Source organism: Virgibacillus necropolis, assembly GCF_002224365.1.
In the GTDB taxonomy this organism is placed as follows: Bacteria; Bacillota; Bacilli; order Bacillales; family Amphibacillaceae; genus Virgibacillus_F; species Virgibacillus_F necropolis.
This window is the reverse complement of record NZ_CP022437.1, coordinates 3,586,011-3,600,347: the sequence shown is the minus strand read 5'-3', so window position 1 is coordinate 3,600,347 and position 14,337 is coordinate 3,586,011. Positions and strand designations below refer to the sequence as shown.

Annotated in this window: 15 protein-coding genes; 13 read left to right on the top strand and 2 right to left on the bottom strand. The window is 37.2% G+C overall.

All coding sequences use genetic code 11. From position 1 onward, the window contains the following. Window positions 1–7: 7 nt before the first annotated feature. From CFK40_RS17140 to CFK40_RS17095, 10 genes are all read left to right on the top strand, one after another. A complete protein-coding gene (locus CFK40_RS17140; RefSeq protein WP_089533617.1) occupies window positions 8–934 on the top strand; it encodes a PLP-dependent cysteine synthase family protein in 927 nt (308 codons plus the stop codon). A 17-nt stretch (window positions 935–951) separates the two neighbouring features. Then, on the top strand, window positions 952–2,085 hold the full coding sequence (locus tag CFK40_RS17135; protein WP_089533616.1) for a bifunctional cystathionine gamma-lyase/homocysteine desulfhydrase: 1,134 nt from the start codon (window positions 952–954) through the stop codon (window positions 2,083–2,085). A gap of 105 nt (window positions 2,086–2,190) precedes the next feature. Beyond that, entirely contained in the window at window positions 2,191–3,558 is a 1,368-nt protein-coding gene (locus CFK40_RS17130; protein WP_089533615.1) for a dipeptidase, read from the top strand. Window positions 3,559–3,590: 32 nt separating this feature from the next. Next, on the top strand, window positions 3,591–4,349 hold the full coding sequence (locus tag CFK40_RS17125; protein ID WP_089533614.1) for a (S)-benzoin forming benzil reductase: 759 nt from the start codon (window positions 3,591–3,593) through the stop codon (window positions 4,347–4,349). An 89-nt stretch (window positions 4,350–4,438) separates the two neighbouring features. After that, window positions 4,439–4,567: a YjcZ family sporulation protein gene (locus CFK40_RS17120; protein WP_089533613.1), complete on the top strand. Its 129-nt coding sequence runs from the start codon at window positions 4,439–4,441 to the stop codon at window positions 4,565–4,567. A gap of 179 nt (window positions 4,568–4,746) precedes the next feature. Next, a complete protein-coding gene (gene map / locus CFK40_RS17115) occupies window positions 4,747–5,505 on the top strand; it encodes a type I methionyl aminopeptidase (protein ID WP_089533612.1) in 759 nt (252 codons plus the stop codon). A gap of 35 nt (window positions 5,506–5,540) precedes the next feature. Continuing rightward, window positions 5,541–6,305: a cobalamin-binding protein gene (locus tag CFK40_RS17110; protein ID WP_089533611.1), complete on the top strand. Its 765-nt coding sequence runs from the start codon at window positions 5,541–5,543 to the stop codon at window positions 6,303–6,305. A gap of 336 nt (window positions 6,306–6,641) precedes the next feature. Further along, window positions 6,642–7,370 (top strand): AzlC family ABC transporter permease, encoded by a 729-nt coding sequence (locus tag CFK40_RS17105; RefSeq protein ID WP_089533610.1) that lies wholly within the window; start codon window positions 6,642–6,644, stop codon window positions 7,368–7,370. Beyond that, entirely contained in the window at window positions 7,367–7,660 is a 294-nt protein-coding gene (locus CFK40_RS17100; protein ID WP_089533609.1) for an AzlD domain-containing protein, read from the top strand. The genes CFK40_RS17105 and CFK40_RS17100 overlap by 4 nt, the downstream gene beginning before the upstream one ends. A gap of 139 nt (window positions 7,661–7,799) precedes the next feature. Further along, entirely contained in the window at window positions 7,800–8,342 is a 543-nt protein-coding gene (locus tag CFK40_RS17095; RefSeq protein WP_089533608.1) for a GNAT family N-acetyltransferase, read from the top strand. Between the two features lie 21 nt (window positions 8,343–8,363). On the opposite strand, the gene CFK40_RS17090 is transcribed toward CFK40_RS17095, so the two are convergent. After that, a complete protein-coding gene (locus CFK40_RS17090) occupies window positions 8,364–9,233 on the bottom strand; it encodes a cation diffusion facilitator family transporter (protein WP_089533607.1) in 870 nt (289 codons plus the stop codon). A 241-nt stretch (window positions 9,234–9,474) separates the two neighbouring features. On the opposite strand from CFK40_RS17090, the gene CFK40_RS17085 reads away from it, so the two are divergent. Continuing rightward, a complete protein-coding gene (locus tag CFK40_RS17085) occupies window positions 9,475–9,708 on the top strand; it encodes an IDEAL domain-containing protein (protein WP_089533606.1) in 234 nt (77 codons plus the stop codon). A 302-nt stretch (window positions 9,709–10,010) separates the two neighbouring features. Continuing rightward, entirely contained in the window at window positions 10,011–11,309 is a 1,299-nt protein-coding gene (locus tag CFK40_RS17080) for an MFS transporter (RefSeq protein ID WP_089533605.1), read from the top strand. Between the two features lie 265 nt (window positions 11,310–11,574). Here CFK40_RS17080 and CFK40_RS17075 read toward each other — a convergent pair whose 3' ends face one another. Further along, the gene (locus CFK40_RS17075) at window positions 11,575–12,489 is read right to left on the bottom strand and encodes a zinc dependent phospholipase C family protein (RefSeq protein WP_089533604.1); all 915 of its coding nucleotides are present in this window, start codon (window positions 12,487–12,489) and stop codon (window positions 11,575–11,577) included. Between the two features lie 350 nt (window positions 12,490–12,839). Here CFK40_RS17075 and fumC point away from each other — a divergent pair, with 350 nt between their 5' ends. Beyond that, window positions 12,840–14,225, top strand: a complete 1,386-nt coding sequence (fumC, locus tag CFK40_RS17070) for a class II fumarate hydratase (protein ID WP_089533603.1) — start codon at window positions 12,840–12,842, stop codon at window positions 14,223–14,225. The last annotated feature ends 112 nt before the right edge of the window (window positions 14,226–14,337 follow it).

Genomic DNA, 14,337 nt, shown 5'->3' with positions numbered 1-14,337 from the left:
AATAAAAATGACTATTTATAATTCAGTAAAGGAACTTATAGGCTGTACACCATTAATACAGTTAACAAACTTCTCCCTCCCAGAGGGGGTTCGTTTGTATGCGAAGCTAGAATATTATAATCCAGGTGGCAGTGTGAAGGATCGTTTAGGCCAAAAATTAGTAGAAGAAGCATTGAAAAATGGCGACTTAAAAGTTGGCGGAACGATTATTGAACCTACTGCAGGTAATACGGGAATAGGATTAGCATTAGCAGTTCTTAATAAAGAAATTAACATTATGTTTTGCCTGCCAGAGCATTTTAGCGAAGAAAAACAAATGATTATGAAGGCGTTGGGCGCTGAGATTGTTCATACACCAAGGGAAAAAGGAATGCTTGGAGCTATTGAAAAAACGAAGGAATTGTTGACCACCATTCCAAATAGCTTTTCCCCACAACAATTTAAAAACCCAGCTAATCCGGAAACCTATTACGAAACGCTTGCGCCAGAAATAATGAACGACTTAGATGGGAATCTTGATGTATTTATAGCTGGAGCAGGGTCTGGTGGCACATTTATGGGATCTGCGAATTATTTTAAGGAACAGAATGTCTCGATTAAAACGGTTATTGTAGAGCCAGAGGGTTCTATTATTGCAGGTGGGGATTCTGGTCCACATGAAACAGAAGGTATAGGTATGGAGTTTCTACCTGAGTATATGAATCGTGATTATATGGATGCGATTTATACTGTTTCAGATAAAGATGCATTCAGATTAGTTAGAGAGCTTGCTAGAAAAGAAGGTTTATTGGTCGGCAGTTCGTCAGGTGCAGCGATGTATGCTGCGCTTGAGGAAGCCAAAGTTGCAAAACCAGGATCAACTATTGTAACGGTTTTTCCGGATAGTAGTGATCGGTATTTAAGCAAAGATATTTTTGGAGGGAAAATTGATTGATATGGGGGAGAACGACTATGCGAGCAAAAACAAAAATGATACATGGTGGAATAACGACAGATGAACAAACAGGCGCTGTATCAGTACCGATTTATCAAACTAGTACGTATAAACAAGAACAAGTTGGCAAACACAAAGGATATGAATATTCTAGAACTGGAAATCCAACCAGACATGCACTAGAAACAGTGATTCGTGATTTGGAAAATGGAACAGCTGGCTTTGCCTTTGGTTCAGGGATGGCCGCAATAACTTCAATTATGATGTTGTTTGATTCTGACGATCATGTAATCATAACGGACGATGTATATGGTGGAACATATCGCTTGATGACAAGTGTATTAAATCGATTTAAGTTGGACCACACATACGTTGATACCAGCTATCCAGAGAAGGTAGAGGCAGCGATAACAGATAGAACAAAAGCGATTTTAGTGGAAACGCCAACAAATCCACTATTGAAAATTACAGATATCAAGGCAATGGCGGAGATAGCCAAAAAGCATAACTTGAAATTGATTGTTGACAATACATTTGCAACACCATATTGGCAACAACCAATTGATCTTGGAGCAGATATCGTCTTGCACAGCGCCAGCAAATACATTGGTGGTCATAGTGATGTTGTTGCAGGATTAGCTGTTGTTAATTCGGAGCAACTAGCAGAAGACCTTCATTTCATCCAAAATTCAGTTGGCGGTGTACTTGGGCCACAGGATTCATGGCTGTTAATGCGAGGAATTAAAACCTTGGCGATACGTATGGAGGCAATGGAAGCAAATACGAAAAAAATCGTATCTTTTTTACAAGACCATGATAAAGTATCAACGATTTATTATCCTGGAATAAAAAGCCACAAGGGACATGATATCGCAACAAGCCAGGCATCTGGTTATGGTGGCATGGTTTCATTCGATGTAGGAAGCGCGGAACAGGCTGAAAAGGTTTTGGAACGTGCTAAATACTTCACGTTAGCAGAAAGTCTTGGTGCGGTTGAAAGCTTAATTTCACTGCCAGCTCAAATGACACATGCATCCATTCCACGCGAACGACGTTTAGAACTCGGAATTACGGACGGATTGGTACGTATCTCCGTAGGCATTGAAGATAGTGAAGACTTAATTGAAGATTTAAAACAGGCATTGCAATAACGTAATAACGGGGACAGTCCCCCATCACGCTAAAGCGATAGAGTGGTGGGGGACTGTCCCCGTATGCTAAAATAAAAAGAAAATCTACTTCTGGAGGAATGAATGATGAGTGAAAAGGCTTTATCCTATCTAACCAACAATCGAGCAGAATTATTAGAACGGCTTAATCAATTTTTATCTATTCCAAGTGTTAGTGCAGAAAGTTTACATAAAAGTGATATTAGCGAGGCAGCAGACTTTGTTGAAAATTACTTAAAGGATCTTCAGTTTGAAAAGGTAGAACAAATGGATACAGGTGGACATCCCTTAGTTTATGCGGAATATAATGGAGCGGGGCCAGACGCGCCGACTGTTTTATTCTACGGTCATTATGATGTACAACCAGTTGACCCTATTGATTTATGGGATAGTGAGCCATTTAAGCCAGAGGTACGTAATGGCCGTTTGTATGCTCGTGGTTCAAGTGATGATAAAGGACAAGTTTTTATGCACCTAGCGGTATTTGAAGCCTATGTGAAAACGGAAGGGAAATTACCAGTTAACGTAAAGGTATGCATTGAAGGGGAAGAAGAAATCGGAAGTGAAAATTTATATCGCATTCTGCATGAAGAAAGTGATAAATTTTCTGCAGATTTTGCAGTGATCTCTGATTCGGGAATGGTTGCTAAAAATCAACCAACTATTTTATACGGTTTAAAAGGATTTACCGGAATTGAAATCAATGTTACCGGACCTGATCATGATCTGCATTCAGGTATGTATGGTGGTGCTGTACGTAATCCAATTATGGCATTAAATCATATATTGGCATCTATGAAAAATGTGGATGAGGAAATCACAGTAGATGGATTTTATGATGATGTTGAGCCTTTAACAGACGAAGAACGAGAATTAATTGACCAAGTGCAAGGTGAAGATTACCAAGAATCCACCGGGATAAAAGAAACAGCATCTGAAAAAGGATACACTGCAAAAGAACATACAATGGCACGCCCGACATTCGAAATTAATGGAATGTATGGTGGCTATCAAGGAGAAGGAACAAAAACAATTATTCCCTCGTCAGCCACTGCCAAAGTCACCTGTCGTCTTGTACCAGGTCAAGACCCTCAAAAAGTTCAACAAATGCTAGAGGATCATGTGAAGAAGGTTACGCCATCTGGGGTCACGGTTGAAGTAGTAAAAGAAAAGTTATCTGCAAAAGCATACAAGGTTGAGCCAAATAATCCGTTGATTCAAAAAGCCGCGAAAAGCTATACAAAAGCATTTGGTAAGGAAACAGTGTATGTGAGGATGGGTGGTTCAATTCCTGTTGTAGAATGGATTGAAGCCATTTATGACATTCCAATCGTACTTCTAGGTTTCGGCACACCGGATGATCGATTGCATTCGCCAAATGAAAGCTTTCCGTTAGATAGCTTTGATAAAGGGATGGAAACATTGGTCCATTACTGGAGCGAAATAAAAAGATAATTGACCAATGCCTTTCTGAAGGAGGATTTAACATGAAGTATGCAGTCATAACAGGAGTATCAAAAGGACTAGGAGAATCTATTGCTGAATATTTATTAGAATCAGGTGTTCATGTAATAGGTATTTCACGCACAGGTTCTACAAAATTAAACAAACAAGCAAAATCTAATAATGTAACATTCACTCACTTTCCATGTGATTTAAGCAATGCTACGGAAATAGAAAATACCTATAAAGAAATTAGCGAAGAAGTTTTTACAGAAAGTTTATCGACTATTTATCTTGTTAACAATGCTGCTGTATTGGAGCCAATCAATCCATCAATGAACATTAAGAGCAAGGATCTTGCTTATCATATGCAAGTGAATACAGTGGCACCAATGATACTGACGAACTTATTTTTGAAAGTGGCAACAGAAAAGGATGTTTCTATGATTGGTGTAACAGTAACATCAGGAGCCGCAGAACGGCCAGTTTATGGTTGGAGTGCTTACTGTAGCTCAAAAGCAAGTATAAATAGGTACACAGAAACAGTAGCACTTGAGCAAGATGAGCTAAAAACAGGTCATAAGCTAATAGCTTTCAATCCCGGCGTTATGGATACTGAAATGCAGGAAAAAATTCGTTCCACTTCGCAGTACTCATTTATCGATGTAGATACCTTTAAAGATTATAAAAAAAATAATTTCCTAAAGGATACAGTTACTGTAGCGGGTATCTTAGTTGATATACTCACTGATGAAAGAAGTATTAAAAACGGGGAAATTTATAATGCGAACGATTATTTCTAGGTCTAAAATTTCATTATCGTGAGATTCGCCCTTCCCAATTCGAAACCTCTGCATAAGTTAACATATGCTTAAATAAGGAGGGGAATATAATGAGTTATGAGGAAAAAGGCGGATACGGAATGAATTTCGCATTGTTAGTCGTATTGTTTATTTTGCTAATTATCATTGGAACTGCGTATACAGGTGGCGATAAAGGCTACGGAGGATACGGATACTAAGTAGAGTAAAAGCGTGCAGGGGAAAGTCCTCTGCATGCTTTTTAAAATGGATAAATTTCATAAACACTCATTTTTATGTGATAATATGATAAACTAGTTGTTGCATAAATTATTGACAATTTATTTTCATATAAATATAAATAGAGATAGAGATACTTAAGGTTGAAAGGAAGAAATAAATGATAACACGAAAAAGTAAACGCGAAGTTGAAATGATGCAAGAAGCTGGAAAGTTACTCATCAAAACACATAAGGAAATTGCAAAAATGATTAGGCCTGGTATTACAACGTTGGAAATTGATACTTTTGTAGAGAAATTTTTGGCTAGTCATGGGGCAACTCCAGAACAAAAAGGCTTTAGTGGATACCCATATGCAATCTGTGCATCCATTAACGATGAGATCTGCCACGGATTCCCAAGAGACGAGAAGCTTTCTGACGGTGATATCGTAACAATTGATATGGTTGTTAATTTAAATGGCGGGCTGGCTGATTCTGCATGGACTTACACAGTTGGCAATGTAGATCAGGTTGGCAGAAGATTAATGGATGTAACAAAAAAGGCACTTTATAAAGGTATTGAGAAAGCTCAAGCAGGTAGTCGTATTGGTGATATTGGACATGCGATTCAAACCTATGCTGAAGGGGAGGGTTTTTCGGTTGTCCGTGATTTTACTGGACATGGAATTGGACCAACCATTCATGAGGAGCCACATATCCCTCATTTTGGACTGCCAAACAAGGGTGCACGTTTAAAAGAGGGTATGGTTGTTACGATTGAGCCGATGATCAATGAAGGTACATGGAATAGTAAAATGGATTCTAACAACTGGACTGCACGTACCGTTGATGGGGGACGTTCTGCACAATATGAACATACCATCGTCATAACAAAGGATGGCCCGTTACTTATAACTGACCAAGGTGAAGAAAGATAAGCAAATTTGGAGTCTTTTTATAAGGAGGTTTTACATTGCGAATTGTATCTATTTGCCCAAGTAACACGGAGATTGTCGCTTACTTAGGTAAAACTGAATTACTAGTTGGAGTGGATGACTTTTCTGATTGGCCTAAAGAGATTAACCATTTACCACGTGTTGGACCAGATCTCTCCATTGATATGGAAAAGGTCGCTGCTCTTGAACCTGACCTTGTTTTGGCTTCCTTAAGTGTTCCAGGAATGGAAAAAAATATTGAGGCTCTTGAGGAAAAAGGCCTGCCATATATTATTTTAAACCCTAACTCCTTAGATGAAATTGAATCTGATATCAGGGAAGTTGGAAAAGTACTAAACCTTCCTGAATTAGGAATTGAAAAGGCTCAAGTTTTTCATGATGAAATAGAACAGTTTCGTTTGAAGGCAGAAGGTCGGATAGATCGTCCTACGCTTTACTGGGAATGGTGGCCAAAGCCTGTTTTTACGCCAGGTGGGGTAAACTGGCTAACGGAAATAAGCACACTTGCTGGAGCGAAAAACATTTTTGAAGACGAAGCAATTGCAAGCGTTAAAACAGATTGGGAAGCAGTGAAAGCACGAGACCCGGATCATATATGTATGGTTTGGGTCGGTGTCAAAGAAGAAAAAATGCGGCCAGAGCTGGTAATGAAAAGACCTGATTGGAATAAAATGAGGGCAATAAAAGCAGGGAATATTCATGTTTTGGAAGAATCATTGTATTGTAGACCTTCACCGAGGCTATTAGAAGGCTTACAGAAACTAGAAAAAATTATCCATTAGAGGATGTTCAAAAAGTCACCAAATGATAAACAGCGAATTTTTTCGTTGCGCAGTTTTTCCGGTCCTCACGTATTAAAAGCATAGAGGAACTTCTACGTTGTCCACGTCCTGTGGACAACGTAGAAGTCAGCACATCCTGTGGCAAGTCCGGTCCTCAAAATCTTCGCGCCTCGAACTTCTTGTTTCTAATTTGCCGACTTTTTGAACACGCATCATTAGTAAAATCAGCCTGAGGTTACTTGGGCTGATTTTTTAATGGAAAAACAATATTCCTTTGTAAAACAGAAATAATATTGTATACTTATCTAAATTTTCATTTTGAGGGAGAATAGATAAATGACAACAAATTCAATTAGCAAAAGAGAGGTGTCCCCTCGAGTTGAAATGATAAAAAAAGGTATTGCTGTTGGGTTTCCTATTATGCTTGGATATTTACCAATTGCAATTACATATGGTGTTCTAGCCAAACAGGCCGGCATGAGTTTAACAGAATTAACAGGGATGAGTATTTTTGTTTTTGCAGGTGCAAGTCAGTTTATGGCAGTTAATATGATTGCAGCAAGTGCCGGTGTAGCAGAAATTATAATTGCGACCTTTGTATTAAACTTTCGTCAATTTGTTATGAGTTTATCCTTTATGAATCGTTTGCGGGGGATTGGACTAAAATGGAAAGTTCCTTTATCATTGGGTTTGACTGATGAGACGTTTGCAATGTCCTCTTTGCATCCTGAAGAGGCTAAGAAAGATAAAGGTGCATTTTTTTACACAGCACTAATACTTACTGCATATTTTTCTTGGATAGTTGGATCCTTTTTAGGTGGTGTACTAGGTGATGTTATTCCAGCAAAATTAAGTCAGAGTATGGGAATTGCCTTGTATGCGATGTTTGTTGGTTTGTTAATTCCTTCTGTGAAAAAAGAAAAACGGGTTGGACTAGTTGCTATTTTTGCGATGCTAATTAATGTCTTGTTTAGCCAATTTACAAGCGCGGGCTGGGCAATTGTAGGTGGAACAGTAATTGGAGCAGCTAGCGGAATTTTCTTGCTTAAGGAGGATCCAAAATGATAGTTGCTATTATAATTGGGATGTCCTTGGTGACGATTATCCCTAGAATTATCCCTGCATATATAGTCGATCGCATCCATTTTCCAGACTGGTTTAATCGGTGGTTAAATGCCATTCCATATGCTGCACTTGGCGCATTAATTTTTCCAGGAATAATGACAATAAGACCTGAACAACCTCATGTAGGTATTCTAGGTGGCTTAGTTGCTGTTGTTTTAGCATATATAGGCTTGAATGTCATTCTGGTTGTTGTCGGCGCAATTGCAGCCGTTTTTGTAATGAGTTTATAATTAATTACCTAAAAATTTATTAGAAAACTTTGCTTATCGCCAAAACCTTAATGGCGAAAGCCTTAGTTGCACTTATGCAGTAAGAAAGAATTTATACTTTCTTAACTGCTAAAAAAGAGAGTATGTTGGGGGTTGAATTATGTTTCAAACGAGAAAAGCAGTGTACGATGATGCTGAAGCGATAGCTAATATACATATTACTAGCTGGAAGAGTACCTATAAAGAATTATTAAATGAAAAAGATATTTCAAATATAACATATGAAAATCGGTTGGCATTGTGGGAAACAATATTAAAAATACAAAAGGAAGATCAATGTACCTTTGTAATTTACAATGAGGAAAAAATAGTGGGCTTTGTAAATGGTGGCCCTGAACGAACAAAGCGTTTTAGCCATGATAGCGAAATTTATACGATTTACCTGCTTGATGAATATCAACGTTTAGGCCTAGGAGCCGATTTGTTACAGGTATTTGCAGAGGATATGAAAGCCAAAGGAAGCAATTCTATTCTTGTCTGGGTTTTAAAACAAAATCCATCAAGTAAGTTTTACGTGAGATATCAAGCAGAACCAGTTGGCGTGGAAGAAACGACCATTGGGGAAGGTACCTATCAGGAGACTGCTTACGGGTGGGAAAGCATTGATGAATTATTATGTTTAATAAAGAGAAATAGAAGCTAAGTGGCTATGACCATTTAGCTTCTATTTTTGAAAAGGTTCAATATGAATATGTGCATAATGGATATTGTGTTTTTCTTCTAATAGTTTTTCAATATGAATCGTTATATCATGGCTTTCCTTAACAGTTAAGTCAGAATCAACAAGAATAACAATATCAATAAAGGATTGATTACCATGAACCCGTCCTTTAACATCTTTTACTTTTTTTACTTCATCCACTTTAGTAATACTCTTTTTTATTTTAAGTAGGAACTTTTCATCAAAACCATCTGTTAGCGTATGTGTGGAGTCTTTAAAAATATCCCAGGCTGTTTTACAAATGATAAATCCTACAATTAACCCTGCAATAGGATCAAACCAATATAAGCCCAGTTGAGCTCCAATTATACCAACAAAGGCTCCCAAACTAACGAATGCATCTGACTTATTATCGTGTGCTACGGCATGTAAAGCTGAGCTTCCTACTTTTTTTGCTAAATTGGCATTGTACTTGTAAACGCCGAACATGATAATAGCAGCGCCGAGTGCAGTCCAAGCTGTTAACATATCCGGTTGTGAAACTTCACCAAGCCATAATTTACGGATTGTATCGTATATTACCTGGATGCCAACAGACACCATTATGAATGCTGCAAATAAAGATGCAACCGTTTCTGCACGATAATGACCATAATGATGATCATTGTCAGCTGGCTTCCTCGAAATTTTAAGGCCAATTAGTACCGCTATAGATGCGATAACATCTGTTATATTGTTTAAACCGTCTGCTCGTAGTGCCGTTGAATTACCGAAATGAGCGACAAGAAGTTTAATTATAGATAAAATCAGGTAAGCAAAGATGCTAATCCAAGCCCCTTTTTCACCTTTTTTTAAGTTCTCCGAATGTGTCAAGGAAAGATCCTCCATTTACTTTCAAGTCCATTAAATTCAATTGTAATAGCCATAATAGTCTACCAAAGCAGTAGATGGTGAGTCCAGAGAAACATTAAAGGATAAGGTTATATCTATTGTAAGTAGCTAATTAAGTTTCATACAGCCAAAACGCAAAAAAATCAAGATAAATTAGTTATTTTTGTTGCAATTATTCCAAACATTTAGGATAATAGAAAAAAGGAACAAGGGGGCAAGTTCCATGAAAAAGCAAAAGATATTTTATCGTTATTATCGATATGATGGGAAACCATTAGAAGCGAAGCGTGAAATTTCGTTTGAATTTAAACTTGCATCCACGCTGTTGCTTGATGAGCTTTGTTTCGTATTCAATAAAGAGAAGCTTGAAGAAGCCATTAATAACTCCATAGATAGAGGGGATAAAGAAAGGTTTCTACAATTAAGTGAAGCTTATAGACATTTTATTTGGGAATAGTCAACCTAGTAGTAACTATTAGTTGCCTTGCCTTTAGGGGCAAGGCATTTTTACTGGCTTTGGACAAGGGGAAATTATAAAGTTTAAAGGAGTAAGTAAATGGAAGAAAGCAGTCATTCTACTGGAGAGAATTTGGCGAATGTGATTTGAGGAAATGACTGCAAGTAGAGGCTGTAATTGACAACAGGTAGAGCGGATGGCCAATTCTAGAGCAATAGAAAATACGAATCAGACTGCAGCATCCTTAGAAAATATTTAGCAGTTTTAGTTGATATACTGAGCCAAGAAATAGGGGGGCTAACATGAAAAAGAAAACGGTTCGTAGTTGGATGCTATATGACTTTGGTAATTCAGCTTTTTCAACGACGATAATGGCAGCTGTCTTGCCAGTATTCTACTATGATGTTGCAGCAGTAGGCTTGGATGAGTCGTTGGCTACAAGTTACTGGGGATATTCACAATCTATCGCGGTATTAATTGTGGCTATTCTTGCGCCATTCCTTGGAGCAATTAGTGATTATTCAGCTTCTAAGAAAAAGTTTCTGCGTTTTTTTGCTTTTATGGGTATGATAGCAAGTGTGTTACTAGGATTTGTTGGTGAGGGAGATTATTTATTTGCATCACTCATACTCATAATTGGAACAATTGGATTTTCAAGTGCTAACATATTTTATGATGCATTCTTACCTGAAATTGCTGATGAAGAAGATATCGATAAAATCTCATCTAGTGGATTTGCTTTTGGATACATAGGCGGAGGGGTACTACTCGCAATAAACCTTCTAATGATATTGAAACATCAATGGTTTGGAATCCCTAACTCAACTATAGCAAGTCAATTAGCTTTTGTGACAGTAGGTATTTGGTGGTTTATCTTTTCGATACCACTCCTCAAAAATGTTAAGGAAGAAAAGAAGAAGCCAATTAAACGGGAGAAGTCCTATCTATCGATTGGATTTACAAGGGTTACTACAACATTTAAAGAAATTAAACAGTATAAACAATTATTAATTTTTCTTTTAGCCTTTTGGATGTACAACGATGGTATTTCTACGATTATAAAAATGGCAACTATTTATGGACGTGATATCGGCATAAATTCAAATTCGCTAATAGCTGCCTTATTAATAACGCAGTTTGTCGGGATTCCATTTACATTTTTATTTGGTTGGATTGCTACGAAAATCACGGCTAAAAAAGCATTATTCATAACGTTATATGTTTATATCGGAATCGTTATATTAGGATACTTTATGACAACGGCACTACATTTTTATTTACTAGCAGTTTGCGTAGGTGTTGTTCAAGGTGGCGCCCAATCATTAAGCAGATCTATTTTTGGTCGAATGGTACCTAATGATAAACATGGGGAGTTCTTTGGTTTTTATGGAATTTCATCAAAATTCGCTGCCATTTTTGGGCCATTCCTATTCGCGTTAGTTGGTCAACTGACGGGTTCCAGTCGGCTTGGAATCGTTTCATTGATCGTATTCTTTGTAATTGGTATCGTATTATTACGATTTGTAAATGTTGAAAAAGGTATGATCGAAGCTAAGCAGCATACGATTAACGAGAATGAAGTTCAAGTTAAACCGAAATAATAGAAAAGCGCAAGCATTCTACAAGGATGCTTGCGCTTTTCTTTATAGAATGTGTTAAAAAAGTCGCCGAATTAGAAATACGAAGGTCGAAGCACGAGAGTTTTGAGGACCGGACTTGCGCGTGTTTGTGCTGACTTCTACGTTGTCCACAGGACGTGGACGCTTTTAGTAGAAGTTCCTCTATGCCCTTAATACGTGAGGACCAGAAAAACCGAGTAACGAAGAGATTCGCCATTTATCATTTGGTGCCTTTTTGAACTTTCTCTTATACGATTGGATCACTATATTTATTTTTTAAGTTAAGTTCTAATGGCTTTCCAGTATCATATGAAATATTTCCAATTAAATTCTGTAGATGTTTCTTTTTTTCTTCAGTAGGATTATTCCAATATGTTAATACCTCACTTAGAATCTCAATTCCTTCAGCACGACCAATTTCATAAAGTTCTAGAAAACTCTGAGAAGAAGGTTCCTTAGTAGCCGGATGATGCCAAGTAGTTCCATTCTCATTCAAATAATCAGTATCGCTCTTTATTGGTTGATGGGAAAATGAAGAGATAAGCGATTTAAATACTACATTTTTCCAGCCATAAGGATCAGAAAGTATCTTCAAGGCCAATTTCATATCGCGATATGATTTTTGAATATATGATTCCGATTCTTTCCCGATATCTGGATAGTGTTTTTTTATTTTTGTATATAGCAAGTGGGTAATATCTTTATCTAATGAAAATCCTACATCTATTTCTTTGTATACGTGAGCTCTCCATGTTTTCATATTATGAAATCTATCCATCATGACTGTATCAATTAGAACTTCTAATTCCTGATGTTTGTTTCCTTCATAACCGGCTCTATAGTGGATGTATGGGTGAGCATTTCGATCTAGGATGTGGTGTGTTACAAAACCGAATACATATGCTTTAACTTGTGATTCCATATTCGTTGCTGAACAGATCAGATCCATTAGAAATTCCCCGCAATTTTCTGTGTGTAATGCCATACCAACATCACTTACAGACTCATCCTTATTCCATGGCCAAAAGTTATAATAAAAAAATGGGTCAGGGCCTTGTGCACCTAATTTCATATATGCTTCATGTTGAAAAAACGGCGTTGGATTGTTAATCGTATCCATAACCTCCTCACAAAAAAGCATATGTGTCCATATATTCGGCATGACGAAACCCTCCTTAAACTAACATCTAGAACACTTAACTTGGGACCGAAGACCTTCGCAAGAATAAAGTGTGACATACTATCTAAAATTAAGTATAACTCAATTTGCCGTCCAAGATGAATTTATTATAAGTTCTACTATCAGTATAAAAGAATTTGAACACAACATGAAGGGAAAAAAGTGATGAAATTGTCCTAACACTGGATGTGTGCTTTTTCTGTAACAATTTTTAAGATAAAGTTTTTCTTGATTAGTTTTTGAAAACAAGCCAAGATTTTCTAATTCTCGATAAAATTTGTTACAATAGAAGCTGGAGCTAAAGTAAGCATTTACATAGGGAGGCAACAAAAATGGATTATCGTATTGAAAAAGATACACTTGGAGAGGTACAAGTACCTGCGGATAAATTCTGGGGAGCACAAACTGAGCGTAGTAAACAAAATTTTCCTATTGGTAATGAAAAAATGCCGCGAGAAGTGATTAAGGCATTTGCTATACTGAAAAAAAGTGCCGCTAAAGCAAATATGGACCTTGGTCTAATGGATCAAAAAAAATATGAAGCCATTGAATATGCAGCAGATCAAATCATAAATGATAAGTTAACCGAACATTTCCCGCTTGTGGTTTGGCAAACAGGTAGTGGAACACAATCCAATATGAATGTAAATGAAGTAATCGCGTTCGTCGGAAATGAATGGTTAACAAATGAGGGAATTGATGTAAAATTACACCCAAATGATGATGTAAATAAATCACAAAGCTCAAATGATACGTATCCAACTGGAATGCATATAGCAGCAGTTTTAAAGCTGGAAGAGTCCGTTTTACCTGCTGTTCGTACATTAAAAGATTCATTAAAAGTTAAAATGGACGCTTTTCAAGATATCGTAAAAATTGGACGTACCCATTTACAAGATGCAACGCCACTAACACTTGGACAAGAAATCAGTGGATGGCATCGTATGCTTGAAAAATCAGAAACCATGATCAATGAAAGCTTACATCATCTAAAAGAACTTGCGATTGGTGGAACAGCAGTTGGGACTGGACTAAATGCTCATCCTGACTTTTCTGGCAAGGTTTGCGAGGCGATTAATAGTTATACAGGTAACAGCTTTATTTCAGCGCCTAATAAATTCCATGCATTAACAAGTCATGACGAAACAGTTTATGCACATGGAGCGTTAAAAGGATTAGCGGCAGACCTTATGAAAATTGCAAATGATGTTCGTTGGTTAGCTAGTGGTCCACGCTGTGGAATTGGAGAAATTACTATTCCTGCTAACGAGCCAGGAAGCTCTATTATGCCAGGGAAAGTTAATCCAACGCAAAGTGAAGCAGTTACGATGGTAGCAGCACAAGTTATGGGAAATGATGCAACAATTGGATTTGCAGCTAGCCAAGGTAATTTTGAACTAAATGTATTTAAACCAGTAATTGCATACAACTTCCTTCAATCTTGTCAATTGTTAGCGGACAGTATGCTTTCATTTGATGAGCGTTGTGTTCAAGGGATTGAGCCGAATCATGAACAAATTGAAAAGAATTTAAATGATTCATTAATGCTTGTCACTGCATTAAACCCACATATCGGTTATGAAAATGCAGCCAAAATTGCTAAAACAGCTTTTGCAGATAATGCAACGTTAAAAGAAACAGCAGTCAAATTAAACCTTTTAACAGAAGAAGAATTTGAACAATACGTTAATCCAAAAGAAATGACACAACCAAAATAACCAAGAAAAGCGCTAGGCTGCAACTAACCTAAGCAAAGCCCATTACGGTTTAACTGCCGTAATGGGTTTTTTTAATAAAGCAAGGATTTCTTATCCACTATTTCCAACAATT